The organism is Rhodococcus sp. 06-156-4 (assembly GCF_002259345.1).
In the GTDB taxonomy this organism is placed as follows: Bacteria; Actinomycetota; Actinomycetes; order Mycobacteriales; family Mycobacteriaceae; genus Rhodococcoides; species Rhodococcoides fascians_E.
Genome location: NZ_NPGB01000018.1, coordinates 665,093 through 679,619, shown reverse-complemented (window position 1 = coordinate 679,619; position 14,527 = coordinate 665,093). Strand labels below are relative to the sequence as shown.

Annotated in this window: 13 protein-coding genes; 10 read left to right on the top strand and 3 right to left on the bottom strand. The window is 66.6% G+C overall.

The window, feature by feature from the left end; translation table 11 throughout:
• Positions 1–33 precede the first annotated feature (33 nt).
• The 7 genes from CH290_RS13950 (at position 34) to ligA (ending at position 8,601) form a co-directional block, all read left to right on the top strand.
• Entirely contained in the window at positions 34–990 is a 957-nt protein-coding gene (locus CH290_RS13950; protein ID WP_019664335.1) for an electron transfer flavoprotein subunit alpha/FixB family protein, read from the top strand.
• 148 nt (positions 991–1,138) lie between these two features.
• Complete coding sequence (locus CH290_RS13945) at positions 1,139–1,969, top strand: GNAT family N-acetyltransferase (protein ID WP_019664334.1); 831 nt, start codon at positions 1,139–1,141, stop codon at positions 1,967–1,969.
• Positions 1,966–2,907, top strand: a complete 942-nt coding sequence (locus tag CH290_RS13940) for a lysophospholipid acyltransferase family protein (protein ID WP_033189947.1) — start codon at positions 1,966–1,968, stop codon at positions 2,905–2,907. Before CH290_RS13945 ends, CH290_RS13940 begins: the two co-directional genes overlap by 4 nt.
• Before the next feature lie 121 nt (positions 2,908–3,028).
• Positions 3,029–4,267, top strand: a complete 1,239-nt coding sequence (locus CH290_RS13935; protein ID WP_027498573.1) for a cysteine desulfurase family protein — start codon at positions 3,029–3,031, stop codon at positions 4,265–4,267.
• Entirely contained in the window at positions 4,267–5,358 is a 1,092-nt protein-coding gene (gene mnmA / locus CH290_RS13930) for a tRNA 2-thiouridine(34) synthase MnmA (RefSeq protein ID WP_019664331.1), read from the top strand. The genes CH290_RS13935 and mnmA overlap by 1 nt, the downstream gene beginning before the upstream one ends.
• Positions 5,355–6,374, top strand: a complete 1,020-nt coding sequence (locus CH290_RS13925) for a methionine synthase (RefSeq protein WP_019664330.1) — start codon at positions 5,355–5,357, stop codon at positions 6,372–6,374. Before mnmA ends, CH290_RS13925 begins: the two co-directional genes overlap by 4 nt.
• Before the next feature lie 40 nt (positions 6,375–6,414).
• Complete coding sequence (ligA, locus tag CH290_RS13920) at positions 6,415–8,601, top strand: NAD-dependent DNA ligase LigA (RefSeq protein WP_020110348.1); 2,187 nt, start codon at positions 6,415–6,417, stop codon at positions 8,599–8,601.
• A 1-nt stretch (position 8,602) separates the two neighbouring features.
• On the opposite strand, the gene CH290_RS13915 is transcribed toward ligA, so the two are convergent.
• Complete coding sequence (locus tag CH290_RS13915) at positions 8,603–9,253, bottom strand: ACT domain-containing protein (RefSeq protein ID WP_019664328.1); 651 nt, start codon at positions 9,251–9,253, stop codon at positions 8,603–8,605.
• A gap of 302 nt (positions 9,254–9,555) precedes the next feature.
• Here CH290_RS13915 and gatC point away from each other — a divergent pair, with 302 nt between their 5' ends.
• From gatC to CH290_RS13900, 3 genes are read left to right on the top strand one after another with little or no spacing between them, the layout of a single operon-like run.
• Entirely contained in the window at positions 9,556–9,855 is a 300-nt protein-coding gene (gene gatC / locus CH290_RS13910; protein WP_026347656.1) for an Asp-tRNA(Asn)/Glu-tRNA(Gln) amidotransferase subunit GatC, read from the top strand.
• Positions 9,852–11,324, top strand: coding sequence for an Asp-tRNA(Asn)/Glu-tRNA(Gln) amidotransferase subunit GatA (gene gatA, locus CH290_RS13905; RefSeq protein WP_033189946.1), 1,473 nt, complete (start codon positions 9,852–9,854; stop codon positions 11,322–11,324). The genes gatC and gatA overlap by 4 nt, the downstream gene beginning before the upstream one ends.
• Before the next feature lie 5 nt (positions 11,325–11,329).
• Positions 11,330–12,391 carry an alpha/beta hydrolase gene (locus CH290_RS13900; RefSeq protein ID WP_020110346.1) on the top strand — a complete coding sequence of 354 codons (1,062 nt, stop codon included), beginning with the start codon at positions 11,330–11,332 and terminating at the stop codon, positions 12,389–12,391.
• 2 nt (positions 12,392–12,393) lie between these two features.
• Here CH290_RS13900 and CH290_RS13895 read toward each other — a convergent pair whose 3' ends face one another.
• Positions 12,394–13,755 carry an alpha/beta-hydrolase family protein gene (locus CH290_RS13895; RefSeq protein WP_027498572.1) on the bottom strand — a complete coding sequence of 454 codons (1,362 nt, stop codon included), beginning with the start codon at positions 13,753–13,755 and terminating at the stop codon, positions 12,394–12,396.
• A complete protein-coding gene (locus tag CH290_RS13890) occupies positions 13,752–14,393 on the bottom strand; it encodes a hypothetical protein (RefSeq protein ID WP_033189945.1) in 642 nt (213 codons plus the stop codon). The genes CH290_RS13895 and CH290_RS13890 overlap by 4 nt, the downstream gene beginning before the upstream one ends.
• Between the last annotated feature and the right edge of the window lie 134 nt (positions 14,394–14,527).

The following is a 14,527-nucleotide window of genomic DNA, read 5'->3' as shown; positions in this document are numbered from 1 at the left end:
AACGCCGCGCAGACCACTTAAGGAGAGCAAGTCATGGCAGAAGTACTCGTGCTCGTGGAGCACGTCGAGGGAACCCTCAAGAAGGTCAGCACCGAGCTGATCACCGCGGCCCGTGCACTCGGCGAGCCGTCGGCAGTCGTCACCGGTCCCGCCGGTACCACCGACAAGCTGGCCGACGCATTGACCGAGGCAGGCGCGGAGAAGATCTACGCCGCAGAGTCCGACGACATCGACGGCTTCATCATCACCCCCAAGGTCGACGTACTCTCGGCACTCGCCGAGTCCGTCTCGCCCGCCGCGATCATCACCGCAGCCAGCATCGAAGGCAAGGAAGTCGCGGGACGCCTCGCGGCGCGCCTGGGCTCCGGTCTGCACAACGACGTCATCGCCGTGAACGGCGACGGCAGTGCCACCTACTCGATCTTCGGTGGCGCGTTCACCGTCGAGGCGAAGGCCAACGGAGACGTCCCCGTCATCTCGTTGCGTCCGGGCGCCGTGGAAGCCGAGCCGAAGGCAGGCGCGGGTAGCCGCGAAACCGTCGAGGTACCGGCACAGGAAGACGGCGTCGTCAAGGTCACCTCGCGTGACCCGATCGTCGGTGGCGACCGCCCGGAACTCACCGAAGCGACCGTCGTCGTGTCCGGTGGCCGTGGCGTCGGCAGTGCGGACAAGTTCAACGTCGTCGAGGACCTGGCCGATTCGCTCGGCGCAGCGGTCGGTGCGTCGCGTGCAGCGGTGGACTCCGGTTACTACCCGGGTCAGTTCCAGGTGGGTCAGACCGGTAAGACGGTCTCCCCGCAGCTCTACATCGCACTCGGCATCTCCGGCGCCATCCAGCACCGCGCCGGAATGCAGACCTCGAAGACCATCGTCGCAGTCAACAAGGACGAAGAAGCACCCATCTTCGAGATCGCCGACTACGGCATCGTGGGCGACCTGTTCAACGTCGCACCTCAGCTCACCGAAGCGGTGAAGAAGCACAAGGGCTGATATCGCCCGGACAGACGACACGCCCCCGCCTCCCCGTTTCGGGGGTGGGGGCGTTTCTGTCGTTCACGCAACGTGTTCGGACACGTTACCCACCTGATGCGCTGACGTGGCCGCGGCTCGTTAGACAACTTGCATGACCACTTCAGTCATGAACTCGCGTGCATCGTCCGTGCCCGAGACGGCCACGAAGGGCCGAGCCGCCGCCGACCGCTATTCGCTCGTCCTGTCCACCGACCGAGATCATCGCGACGCCGCTCAGAAACTCCGCTACGACGTGTTCGCGTCCGAACCCGGATACGACATCCCCCGAGATCCCAGCGGCCGCGACGCCGACCGCTTCGACGAATTCTGCGACCATCTTCTCGTCCGCGACAACACAACCGACGACTTCGTCGGTTGCTACCGCATGCTCACTCCCGACGCCGCCATCGCAGCCGGGGGTTACTACACCGCAACGGAATTCGATCTCACAGCCCTGAATCCGTCCGCATCCTCGGTAGTCGAGATGGGACGCGCCGTCGTGCGGCCCGAGCATCGATCCGGCTCCGTCCTCGGACTCATGTGGGCTGGAATCCTGCACTACCTCGAAGTGACCGGCCTCGAATGGGTCATGGGATGCGTATCGGTACCCATGCAGGCGTCCGCCGACGACGTTCCGGGGGCGAACGTCCGAGGCGTCCGCGACTTCCTGCTGGACAAGCATGGATCGGCACCCGACCGCCGCGTGATCCCACGTAACCCCGTCGTGGTCGACGGCCGCGGTCTCGACGAGATCGTGGCCCCTGCTCGCACATCGATCCCTCCGCTGCTTCGCGGATACCTGCGACTGAACGCGGTGGTGTGCGGAGAACCGTCGCACGACCCCGACTTCGGTGTCGCGGATTTCGTCGCACTGCTCGGGCTGAGCGATGCCAACACTCGGTACCTGGACCGGTTGAGAAGCGCGGCCAACACCTACGAGACGAGGGGACAGGGATGACCGCATCGAACATCGTCGACTCGTCCGGCCGCGCAGCCGAATCGGCCGTGACGGAACAGGTGGTGGATCATGCGTGGATGCCGTCCAGCCCGTGCGGAGACGGCTGCATCGCGCGCGGGAGCGCAACCGTGGGTTCGGTGGTGGTCGCACTGCGCATTCTGGTCGCGCTGTTCGCGGTCGCGCTACTTCCGGTACTGATCGCCGTCGGTGTGGTCTCACCCCGACTGCGCAGGCGCGTCACTCGATTCGGTGCGCGGATGTTGCTGTTCGCCGTCGGTATCGGGCTCTGCGTCCACGACCCGCGGTCGGATCGGGAACGCTCCCGTACCGAACACGGCGCGCTCGTCGTGGCCGGACACATTTCCTGGACGGACGTACTGGTCCTGACGGCACTGCGACCGGCGACGTTCGTCGCCCGCGGCGACCTGATCGAGTGGCCGGTACTGGGCCTGTTGGCCAGGGCAATGAAGGTGCTTCCCATTCACCGGCAGAAACTACGTGCGCTCCCGGGGACCGTCGACCAGGTTGCGGACAGACTGCGCGGCGGTGGAACGGTTGTGGTGTTCCCGGAAGCGACGACCTGGTGCGGACAGGCGTACGGCTCGTTCCGGCCTGCGATGTTCCAGGCCGCGATCGACACCGAGACCTGGGTGCAGCCGGTCCGGCTCGCGTACGTAGACGGAAATTCTGCTCGTACGACGGCGACGTGCTTCGTCGGCGACGAGACCATCGGTCAGTCGATCGGCCGAATCCTGCGGCTGAAAGGAATCGTCGCGCGCGTGGAACTGACCGCTCCCGAGGCGCCGGGCTCCGACCGTCGGGATCTCGCGAGGCGTTGCGAGGCGGCGGCGCGATCCGGTGATCGGCTCGACCCGACCGTGCACGATGTCGTCACCCTCGACGTCGTCCGAGCCCCGCAGCGACCGGTGCACCGCTGAGCAGGAACCTCGGCTGGACGGGTGTCGTGGCTGGGCAGGTGGGACGGGGGCAGGTGTGACGGGTGGGCGGGTGTCACGGGTGCGAGGGGCACCGGTGATCACCGGCTATCCTTGAAGCGTTATGCCTTCTGCCCGCAGTTCGGCTGCTGCCCCCCGCGCGAGTGCACCCGTGTACCTCGATCATGCTGCGACGACGCCCATGTCCCGCGCCTCCATCGAAGCGATGACGGCAGTGTTCGCCACCGTCGGGAATGCGTCCTCGCTGCACGGATCCGGCAGGGCCGCCCGCCGGAGGGTCGAGGAGTCGAGGGAGTCGATCGCCGAACACCTCGGAGCGCGCCCGTCCGAGGTGATCTTCACCTCAGGGGGAACGGAGAGCGACAACCTTGCGGTGAAGGGGATCTTCGCGGCTCGCCGTGATGCGGATCCGTCGAAGACCAGAATCATCGCCAGCGCGGTCGAGCATCATGCGGTCCTCGACGCAGTCGAGTGGCTCGCTGACCACGAGGGCGCAGAGGTCACCTGGCTCGAGGTCGATTCTCGGGGCCGAGTCCACCCGGACACCCTCCGTGCGGAGCTGGCCGTCGGGGCGGATCGGACGGCGCTGGTGACCATCATGTGGGCGAACAACGAAGTCGGCACGATCATGCCGATTGCCGAGCTGTCCGCGATCGCTCGGGAGTACGACGTGCCGATGCACAGCGACGCGATTCAGGCCATCCCGCACCTGCGCGTCGATTTCGGCGCCAGCGGCCTGTCCGCCATGAGTGTCGCTGCGCACAAGTTCGGCGGACCTCAGGGCGTCGGTGCCCTGCTGCTGGGACGCACGACGGCGTGTGTCCCGCTGTTGCACGGAGGCGGCCACGAGCGTGACGTCCGATCCGGTACGCACGACACCGCGTCGGTCGTCGCGATGGCCGCGGCGCTCGAGGACACCGTCGCCCACCTCGACACCCGTCATGCGAATGCGGAGCGGTTGCGCGAGAAGATGGTCAGGGGCGTGCGTGCGATCGATCCGGAGGTGATCGTCAACGGCCCGATCGACGATCGACGGCTACCGGGTATCGCCCACTTCACCTTCCCCGGCTGCGAGGGAGATTCCCTGCTGATGCTGCTGGATGCGGCGGGCATAGAATGTTCGACGGGGTCCGCCTGCACCGCCGGTGTGGCCAGCGCCAGTCACGTGTTGATCGCGATGGGCGCGGATCCGTCGATCGCCCGTGGATCGCTGCGTTTCTCGCTCGGACCGGAATCGACCGACAACGACGTGGACGCACTGCTGGCAGCGTTGCCGCAAGTAATCGAACGAGCCCGCGCAGCGGGATTGGCGAGCGTAGGAGCTCGGGGAGGACAGCGCTGATGCGTGTACTGGCTGCAATGAGCGGCGGAGTGGATTCGGCAGTGGCGGCTGCCCGCGCAGTCGACGAGGGCCATGACGTCGTCGGCGTCCATCTCGCACTGTCGACCGAGCCCGGGACCTTGCGCACCGGTTCCCGCGGTTGCTGCTCCAAGGAAGACGCCGGGGATGCGCGCCGAGCCGCGGACGTGCTGGGGATCCCGTTCTACGTGTGGGACTTCGCCGACCGATTCAAGGAAGACGTCATCGACGACTTCGTCGAGTCGTACGCTGCGGGCGAGACGCCCAATCCGTGCCTGCGGTGCAACGAGAAGATCAAGTTCTCCGCGCTCGCCGACCGTGCGCTCGCCCTCGGATTCGACGCCGTGGCCACGGGGCACTACGCCCAGCTGCACGACGGCGTGTTGCGCCGTGCCGTCGACGCCGACAAGGACCAGTCCTACGTGTTGGCGGTGCTGACGCACAATCAGCTTTCCCGGGCGATGTTCCCCATCGGGGACACCCCCAAGTCCGAGATCCGCGAGGAAGCCGCGGCACGCGGACTCGCGGTGGCGGACAAGCCGGACAGTCACGACATCTGCTTCATCCCGTCGGGTGACACGCGTGCGTTCCTCGGCGCGAAGATCGGTATCCGTCCCGGCAAGGTCGTCGACGCGGACACGGGGGCGGAACTGGCGGACCACGAGGGTGTGCACGGCTTCACGATCGGTCAACGCAAGGGGCTCGGCGTGTCCGGGCCTGCCGCGGATGGAAAGCCTCGGTACGTCACCGCTATCGAGCCGGACAGCGGCAACGTCATCGTCGGGTCCGCTACTCGCCTCGACGTGTGGGGAATCACCGGCGACCGTGCGATCTGGACGGATGGTGTCGCACCCACGGGGCCGATCGAATGTGTCGTGCAGGTTCGCGCGCACGGTGGGCTCACCGAAGCAGTTGCGGAAGCAACCGCCGACGGGGGAGTGGACATTCAGCTTCGCAGTGCACTGACCGGAGTGGCGAAGGGACAAGCGGCTGTGTTGTATCGCCGCGACGTCCAGGGCGACATCGTCATCGGCAGTTCCACCATTGCCGGCACTCGTTCCGAGAGCGAGTGAGCGCCAGCGTCTTCGGGGCGCTGGCGACGGGCATCGGGTCGTGGCCCGGCACCGACGTTCGAGAGGCGTCCTCGATCGTTCTCGGTGAGCTGCCTGCACTGCCGCACATCGTCGAGCTACCGGCTCGTGGACTCGGTGCGGACACCATCGGCAGGACAGGCGCGTTGATGGTGGACATCGAACTCGACGTGCGCACGTCGGGTTACCGCGTGTCGCAGCGCAAGTCTCTGACGGGTCGCCGCGCCGAAGATCTGTTGCACGAGGATCTCGACGTTCTCGAAGAACTCTGGGAGACGGGTGGCTTCGCCGCGACCCATCACGTGTTGAAGGTGCAGGCTGCAGGTCCGTTCACGATGGCGGCCCAGGTCGAGCTGCGCAGTGCGCACCGAGTGTTGACCGACCGGGGCGCGGTTCGCGACTTCGCGGGTTCGTTGACCGAGGGCTTGCGGCAGCAGTGCGCCGAGCTTCGGTCACGGCTGGGTGTCGATGTCGTGGTGCAACTCGACGAGCCGAGTTTGCCTGCAGTTCTTGCTGGTTCGCTGTCGGGGGTGACCAGACTCGATCCGGTGCGGGCCGTACCGGAGCCCGAGGCGTTGGATCTGATCGACTCCGTGCTGCGCGGGGTCGGAGTGCCTACCGCCGTGCATTGTTGCGGTGCGGACGTGCCGTTGGACCTGCTGCGCCGAAGCGCCGCGGAGGCCGCTGCACTCGACGTGGCGCAGCTCGGCGCACGTGACCTCGACGGCATCGGAGAGTTTCTCCAGGCGGGCAAGACGATCATGCTCGGCCTGGTGCCTGCGGTGCGGCCGGAGAAGGTGCCGACGTGGCGTGAGGTCGCGGCACCCGCGGTGACACTCGTCGACCGGCTCGGATTTCCGCGGTCCGTTCTGTCGACTCAGGTGTCGGTCACTCCCGCGTGTGGGTTGGCCGGGGCGACGCCGGAGTGGGCCAGGCAGGCGCTCGAACTGGCGGGCAATGTCGCGGACGCCTTTCAGGACGCACCCGACTCGCTCTAGCAGCGTCTCGAGTGTCGGTGGGGTCCGTTAATGTTCGAGTGTGGACGAATCGACTGCACCGACTGCCGCGACCGAGAACGCCGACGATCGGGCGACGGGCACTCCGGCCTCCAGTGAGGACAAGGAGCGGTGGCAGCAGCTTGCCGAGGACGTACGGGGTCATCAGTTTCGCTACTACGTCCGGGATTCGCCGATCGTTTCGGACGGTGAGTTCGACGCGTTGCTGCGTGAGCTGACCGAGCTCGAGGAGCGCCATCCCGAATTGCGCGTGGCGGATTCGCCGACCCAGTTGGTCGGTGGCGGGTTCGCGACGGAGTTCACCGCGGTCGACCACCTCGAGCGAATGCTGAGTCTGGACAACGTCTTCGATCACGACGAACTGCGGGCATGGGCCAAGCGTGTCGAGACCGAAGTGGGTGATCGCTCCGCAGGCCTGCACTACCTGTGCGAGGTCAAGATCGACGGCGTGGCACTCAACTTGGTCTACGAGAACGGTAAGCTCGTCCGCGGTGCCACTCGCGGTGACGGTAGAACCGGCGAGGACGTGACGCTGAACGCCCGCACCATCTCCGACATTCCGGAGACACTGACTGCCAGCGAAGATCACCCGATTCCGACCCTCCTCGAGGTGCGCGGCGAGGTGTTCTTCCGGCTGGAGGATTTCCAGGCACTCAACGCCTCGCTCGTGGAGGAAGGCAAACCGCCCTTCGCGAACCCACGTAACTCGGCGGCAGGTTCGCTGCGTCAGAAGAACCCGGCGGTCACGTCCAAACGCAGACTCGGCATGATCTGCCACGGCTTCGGCCGCATGGAGGGGTTCGCTCCGGACACTCAGATGCATGCCTACGAGGCGCTGAAGGCATGGGGGCTTCCGGTGTCGTCCCACACGACGCGTGTGGAGGGAATCGATGCCGTCGTGGAGAAGGTGGCCTACTGGGACACACACCGGCACGACGTCGAGCACGAGATCGACGGCCTCGTCGTCAAGGTCGACGAGATGAGTCTGCATCGTCGGCTCGGGACCACCTCGCGCGCGCCGCGCTGGGCAATCGCCTACAAGTACCCGCCGGAGGAAGTGACCACCAAGCTTCTCGACATCCGGGTGAGTGTCGGCCGCACCGGACGCGTCACCCCGTTCGCCTACATGGAGCCCGTGTTGGTGGCCGGTTCCACCGTTTCCCTGGCAACGCTGCACAACGGCTCCGAGGTCAAACGCAAGGGTGTCCTGATCGGGGACACCGTGACCATTCGAAAGGCAGGCGAGGTCATTCCGGAGGTTCTCGGGCCTGTCGTCGACGCCCGCACCGGCGACGAGACCGAGTTCGTCATGCCGACCGAGTGTCCCGAGTGCGGAACCACGCTTGCACCGGCGAAGGAGGGAGACGCCGACCTTCGGTGCCCCAACTCCGAGTTCTGCCCGGGGCAACTCCGTGAACGTATGTTCTTCGTTGCAGAACGAGGCAGGTTCGACATCGAAGGGCTCGGCTACGAGGCCGCGACCGACCTCCTGAAAGCCGGGGTGATCGAGAACGAGGGCGATATCTTCTCGCTGACCGAGGACGACCTGCTCGAGACCGGCATCTTCCGCACCAAGGCCGGGGCGTTGTCCGCCAACGGAAAACGATTGTTGGCCAACCTGGACAAGGCGAAGGACCGCCCTCTGTGGCGCGTGCTGGTGAGCCTGTCCATCCGCCACGTCGGACCGTCCGCGGGCCGCGCGCTCGCCGGCGAGTTCGGCAGTCTCGAGCGCATCGAGAACGCGTCGCACGAGGAACTCGCTGCTGTCGACGGAGTCGGCGGGACCATCGCCACGGCCGTATCCGAGTGGTTCAGAGTGCCGTGGCACCGCACGATCGTCGAGAAATGGCGTGCGGCGGGTGTGCGGATGGAGGACGAGCGCGACGAGTCCATCGTCCGAAACCTGGAGGGCATGTCGATCGTCGTCACCGGATCGCTGGAGAACTACTCCCGTGATCAGGCGAAGGAAGCCATTCTGGTGCGCGGAGGCAAAGCCGCGAGTTCGGTCTCGAAGAAGACCGCATTCGTCGTCGTCGGCGAGTCGCCGGGCAGCAAGCACGACAAGGCCGTCGAGCTCGGCGTACCGGTGCTGGACGAGGCCGGATTCACCGTACTTCTCACCGAAGGCCCCGATGCAGTGCGGGAGCCGGATCCTGATGCCGAGGCGGAAGCTGACGATGCCGCGGACGACGCGGGGGAGGACGCGTAGCTCAGCCGAGAACGGTGGCGACGATACCTGCGAGGTAGCCGAGCCGCGCGACCTCGGAGGGACGGAAGTCCGGTCCTCCCGGGCGCCCGAGCATCAAGACCGTCCCGGAGGCGCCGAGCGGCGCCGCGGCGATCTTCGTGTCCATGTCGCGCCATACCTGCGGCACCCACTCGGCGTCACCGTCGAGGGAAGCCGGGTGTGCCAACGGCATCCACGGCATGTCTGTTGCGTGTGTCTCCGGTGCACCCGAGCTGCCCACGACGCGGTAGGCCCCGTGCGGACCTGTCGCTACCACGACGCTCCAGCCGACCCGCAGTACCCGCGGTGCTCCATCGACCAGCACCTGCAGCCTGTCGTCGGTCGCCGCGGCCACCCGGTCGATCAACTCCAGTTCACGATGGGTGTCGAGCACACCGGTGTACGGCCGGATGGAGTCGACCCGAACGTCGGTCAGATTCTCGGCGGCGGTGATCAGCGTGTCGGGCAGGGCGCCGGGCGGTACGTCCACGACGAGGTCGTCGACGGCGTAACCGTCGCCGCGTTCGATGACGTCGAGCGACAGAATGTCCGCACCGACAGAACCCAGCGCGACGGCGAGCGAGCCGAGGCTGCCCGGTCGGTCGGGGAGCTGAACGCGGAGCAGGTAGGACATGTCGCGCCCTTTCGCTTACGAGAGATGACAGAACTTCGTGGGTGAAACACCGCGAGCCATCCTCGCACTGTCGGCCTCTCGGGGCGCAACTGCCGCACCGGCCGTGACCTTCGCGACATCTGGGTGGGACCGAGTTAGCCGGGAGTGGAGCCTGCAGGAATGACCCAGCCAACCGGGAGTGGAGCCTGCAGGAATGACCCAGCCAACCGGGAGTGGAGGCAGCGACGAGGGCCCCGATAAGGTTGACGGCGGCCGCGTGTTTTTCGCGGTGCGTCGTCATATGTGTGAAAGGGGTCTACGCGGTGCCTGATATCTCCCGCGACGAGGTGGCTCACCTCGCCCGGCTGTCTCGGCTTGCGCTCAGCGAAGCCGAGTTGGACGAGTTCGCCGGCCAGCTGGATTCGATTCTTCACCATGTGAAGGCAGTGGCCGAGGTGGCTGCGGACGATGTGACGCCGACGGCCAATCCGAGTGCGATCACCAATGTCACGCGCCCGGACGTGATCGTCCCTGGCCTGACGCCCGAGCAGGCTCTGGCCGAGGCTCCCAACGCCGAAGAAGATCGATTCGCAGTGCCGCAGATTCTGGGAGAGAGCGAATGACCGACCTGACCACGCTCGACGCGTCCGACCTGGCGTCGAAGATTCACGCGCGCGAGGTATCGGCCGTCGAGGTCACTCAGGCTCATCTGGACCGCATCGACAAGGTCGACGGGGACATCCACGCGTTCCTGCACGTGTCGGGCGCCGCCGCATTGGTTGCCGCCAAGGAGGTCGACGAGGCCATCGGTGCGGGAGAGGCCCCGGCGTCGGCACTTGCCGGTGTGCCGCTGGCGCTGAAGGACGTGTTCACCACCACGGACATGCCGACGACGTGTGCGTCGAAGATGCTCGAGGGCTGGATCTCCCCGTACGACGCGGCGGTCACCTCGAAACTTCGGTCGGCGGGAATTCCGCTGCTCGGCAAGACGAACATGGACGAGTTCGCGATGGGTTCGTCCACGGAGAACTCCGCGTACGGTCCGACCAAGAACCCGTGGGACACCACACGCATTCCCGGTGGATCCGGCGGCGGCAGTGCTGCCGCGCTGGCGTCGCATCAGGCTCCGCTGGCGATCGGAACCGACACCGGTGGATCCATTCGCCAGCCTGCAGCGTTGACGGGCACCGTCGGCACCAAGCCCACCTACGGCACGGTGTCCAGGTACGGCCTGATCGCGTGTGCGTCGTCGCTCGACCAGGGCGGGCCCTGCGGGCGCACGGTGTTGGACACCGCGCTTCTGCACGAGGTCATCGCCGGTCACGACCCCCGTGATTCGACGTCCGTCGACACCTCGGTGGCGTCCGTGGTGGCCGCCGCCCGCGAAGGAGCGGGCGGCGACCTGAAGGGTGTGCGTGTGGGTGTGGTCAAGGAACTGCACTCCGACAGCTATCAGAGCGGGGTCATCTCCTCGTTCGATGCCGCCGTGGCGACGTTGACGTCGCTCGGTGCGGAGGTCGTCGAGGTCTCGTGCCCCAACTTCGTTCACGCGCTCGCGGCGTACTACCTGATCCTCCCTTCGGAGGTGTCCTCCAACCTCGCCCGGTTCGACGGCATGCGCTACGGAGCTCGTGCGGGCGACGACGGTAAGCACAGTGCCGAGCAGGTCATGGCGATCACGCGCGCAGAAGGGTTCGGCGCGGAAGTGAAGCGCCGCATCATGATCGGCACCTTCGCGCTGTCCGCCGGGTACTACGACGAGTACTACGGTCAGGCGCTGAAGGTGCGGACTCTGATCGCTCGCGATTTCGACAACGCGTACGAGAAGGTCGACGTGCTGGTGTCGCCGACCACTCCGACGACGGCGTTCCCTCTGGGGGACAAGGTCGACGACCCGATTGCCATGTACCTCAACGACCTCTGCACGTTGCCGACGAACCTCGCCGGCCACTGTGCGATGTCGGTGCCGTCGGGTCTTGCCTCCGAGGACGGACTGCCCGTCGGTTTGCAGATCATGGCACCGGCGTTCGCCGACGACAGGCTGTACCGCATCGGCGCGGCCTACGAGACTGCGCGCGGCGCGCTGCGCTGACTCACGTGACGATTCGTTCGGTGCACGACGCCGCCCTGGGCGTCGTGCACCTTCGAATCGACACCGTGATCCTGCCTGCTCTGGTCCTGGCGCTGGTGTGCACGCTGGGGTGGATTCTGTTGCGGCGACGTGTGATGCTGATCCCGCTGTCCGCAGCACTCGTCTGCGGCGTACTCGCTGCGCTGAACACTCAGATCTGGCATACGCCCACGCTCGCGGCAGCACTCGGGCATCCGCCCAGGGGCACCGTGACGGGCGCGGTGATTCCGGGTGAGACCTCCGGGTTTCATGCACGTCCGGCTGCGATCTACACCCCTCCGTTCTACGGAACTCCCGGCGACGCGGCTCCGCCGGTGCTCGTCCTGCTGACCGGCCAACCGGGTCATGTCGTCGACTGGATCGACGGTGGACACCTGGCCGACACGATGGATACCTACGCAGCGTCCCACGACGGCCATGCGCCCGTCGTGGTGGTGGCCGACGCGCTGGGCGAGTCCGACCCCATGGGCTCCGTCGACGAATGGGGCGAGCCCACTCCCAACCCGATGTGCATGGACTCGCATCTGGGCAACGTCTCCACGTATCTGTCGGTGGACGTGCCCGCATGGATCCGGCACACGATGCGGGTGGACACGGATCCGAGCGCGTGGGCAATCGGCGGTTACTCCTACGGCGGCACCTGCGCCGTGCAAACGGCTCTGACCGCCCCGGGGATCTACCCGACGTTTCTGGACATCTCCGGTGAGGACGAACCCCGCCGAGGCACGCGCGAGGACTCGATCACCGCTGCGTTCGGAGACGGTAGCGCCGAGTCGACTCGACGTTTCGACCAGTGGACTCCGCTGACTCTCCTGCGCGAGAAGACGTTTCCGAACTCCTCCGGCGCGTTCGTCGTCGGCTCCGAGGACACGGAGTTCGAGCCTCAGACTCGCGAACTGTTCGCCGCTGCGGCCGCGGACGGGCTGTCCGTCCAGTATTCCGAACTTCCCGGCGGCCATTCCATGGATGTGTGGGCACCGGCCCTGGAACGTGAAATGGACTGGCTCGGGACCCGAATGGGACTGTAGATCTACCCACAATCGAGAAGGCCTGTTCCCTGATCCTCCCCGTACCGATGGCCGTGGCCCGCAGGCGCATCGAGCGCGAAGAGCAGATCCACCGACGTCTGTGCAAAGGAGACCAACGGAATCCACTGTGGCACCGGTGCGTCGACTCGTGCCTTCGTCAGATCCGGTGGTGAGAAGATCAGCTCGCTCGACCACCACACCACCGGATCGGATGTGTTCGCCAGAACGACGCCTTGTCCGGTATCCACCTTGTTCGCCGGGGGACCGGCCCACAGTGTGCTGCAGACCGCCGACGAATCCGGCTGCAGCGCAGCGCTCCCTGCCACCGAGCCGAGGCTCTGGCCGTAGATGTGCAGCTTCGGTCTGCGGTCCTCGTCGAGCGCAGCCAGCTTCGCTTCCACGGCCACACGCAGGGCTCGGGTGGATTCGATCGCAGCGTCCTCCGCGAACAGGAACGTCGCCCAGCTCGGTTGGTCCGAGTACTGCAGAGCGACTGTCGCGACGTCACCACCGAATCGTTCGTCGAACCCCCGGACCGCGTTCTCGTCGACCCATCCCGATCCGGTGGGCACGGCGATCACGACGTGCGCCTTGGCCAGACCGCCGGACCGCTCCAGTTCGTCCGCAGCCAATTCTGCGCGTTCGCCGTACGTCGGAGCGGCACGCAGCCCGACGTACGTGCGCACGGCCGTGCTGCCCTCGCCTCCCGCGAGGAACCGCTGACCCTGCACCCCGACCGAGACACCACCGACGGGGTCGACCGCGTGCTCCTGAACTGTGCTCGATACGAGGTCCGCCTGCGCATATCGCTGTGCGAAAGACTCACGTGCCCAGTCGAATCCGAAGACCGATACCGCAACGGCCGCGACGGCTGTCGTTGCCAGCAGTCGCATCGCCCCGAGTTTGCCCGCTCCGCGGGCCGAGCCGATTCCGATGACGACCAGAAGAGCACAGACCGAGACCGAACCGCAGACGACTTCGATCCAGTACATCGGACCCACACGAGGGACTCCCCAGGACTCGCGCACTCCGTTCTGCCACTGCGCGTCGGCGATCCCGACCGCACCGACGGTGAGCAGTGCCAGGCCGAGGGCTACGCGGCGAGCTCGCGGTCGCGGACAGGTCCGGTGCACCCGGGACGTGATCCGGTGCGCTACCGCGGAGACGACCAATGCTGCCGCGGCGAACAAGCCGGTCACCACCGCCTGGACCAGAGACGCTCGGGGCAGCAACGACGGCGACAGGGATGCCGCGACGGACAGTGCAAGAAGCAGCGACGTGCTCACCCGAGGAACCGCGGGAACAGCATGCAGGTTCGTCGGTGCCGGCGGGGTCGTTGTCGTGGGCGTGAGTACGAACGTCATGCGAGTACCTCCGGGCTACGACGGCGCAGAACGGCACCGGCGACGGTCGTCGCGGCGGCGGCGGCCGTCGTCAGGACGCCACCGGTGATCAGGAAAGGCAGGGCGGGCTCCGGCGCCGGCGATCGGTAGTTCTGGCGCCAGGAGTTGAAGTCGACTGCAGTGCTTGCGATATCGCTCATCACGAAACAGCTCGCGCGGGACCAGGTTCCGAGTCTGCCGTCGCAGGCGTCGTCCATCGACGTGCTCAACGCGGCGTCGAGGCGTGTACGGGCGTCGGGGGATGCAGGCGCGCCGTGCGCCGCGCCGAACCGCAGCAGGTCGTACCCCAGATCGTGTGCTTTGCAGGCGGATTCGAAGTCTGTGGGTAGTGGGACGGGCGACGAGCAGTCCCCGTCCGGTGCCACTGCCCTCCCGTCCTCGAGCGTGGGGCGGTAGTACTCGTTCTCGAAGCCGATCGGTATCGCACCGATGGCGGCCGTTGCGTCGTCGTCGACCAGGGCCTCGATGGCGACGGTCGCCGCGGTCCGGCGAGGTGCCGAGATGTCTGCGTCGGCGACCGGCATCGCCGTGCCGACTCCGATGCCCAGCATGGTTCCGACCACCACGGTGCCGACGACGTACTTCGCTCTCGCTGTCATGGCTACGAACGCTAGGAATCGAACACCGAATCGGTAATCGTCCCGAAGTGCCGTTTCGACGTGCCGTCGTGGTGCGTGACGGCTGCGCGAAGTGCTACCGCGGGGGTAGGTCGATCTCACCCCTCGGTACGATG

Excerpts from the sequence above, each read along its gene's own strand:
- CH290_RS13950 (WP_019664335.1), top strand. The coding sequence starts at position 34 with ATGGCAGAAGTACTCGTGCTCGTGGAGCACGTCGAGGGAACCCTCAAG.
- CH290_RS13935 (WP_027498573.1), top strand. The coding sequence starts at position 3,029 with ATGCCTTCTGCCCGCAGTTCGGCTGCTGCCCCCCGCGCGAGTGCACCC.
- mnmA (WP_019664331.1), top strand. The coding sequence starts at position 4,267 with ATGCGTGTACTGGCTGCAATGAGCGGCGGAGTGGATTCGGCAGTGGCG.
- CH290_RS13915 (WP_019664328.1), bottom strand. The coding sequence starts at position 9,253 with ATGTCCTACCTGCTCCGCGTTCAGCTCCCCGACCGACCGGGCAGCCTC.
- CH290_RS13890 (WP_033189945.1), bottom strand. The coding sequence starts at position 14,393 with ATGACAGCGAGAGCGAAGTACGTCGTCGGCACCGTGGTGGTCGGAACC.
- CH290_RS13945 (WP_019664334.1), top strand. The coding sequence starts at position 1,139 with ATGAACTCGCGTGCATCGTCCGTGCCCGAGACGGCCACGAAGGGCCGA.
- CH290_RS13895 (WP_027498572.1), bottom strand. The coding sequence starts at position 13,755 with ATGACGTTCGTACTCACGCCCACGACAACGACCCCGCCGGCACCGACG.
- gatA (WP_033189946.1), top strand. The coding sequence starts at position 9,852 with ATGACCGACCTGACCACGCTCGACGCGTCCGACCTGGCGTCGAAGATT.
- CH290_RS13940 (WP_033189947.1), top strand. The coding sequence starts at position 1,966 with ATGACCGCATCGAACATCGTCGACTCGTCCGGCCGCGCAGCCGAATCG.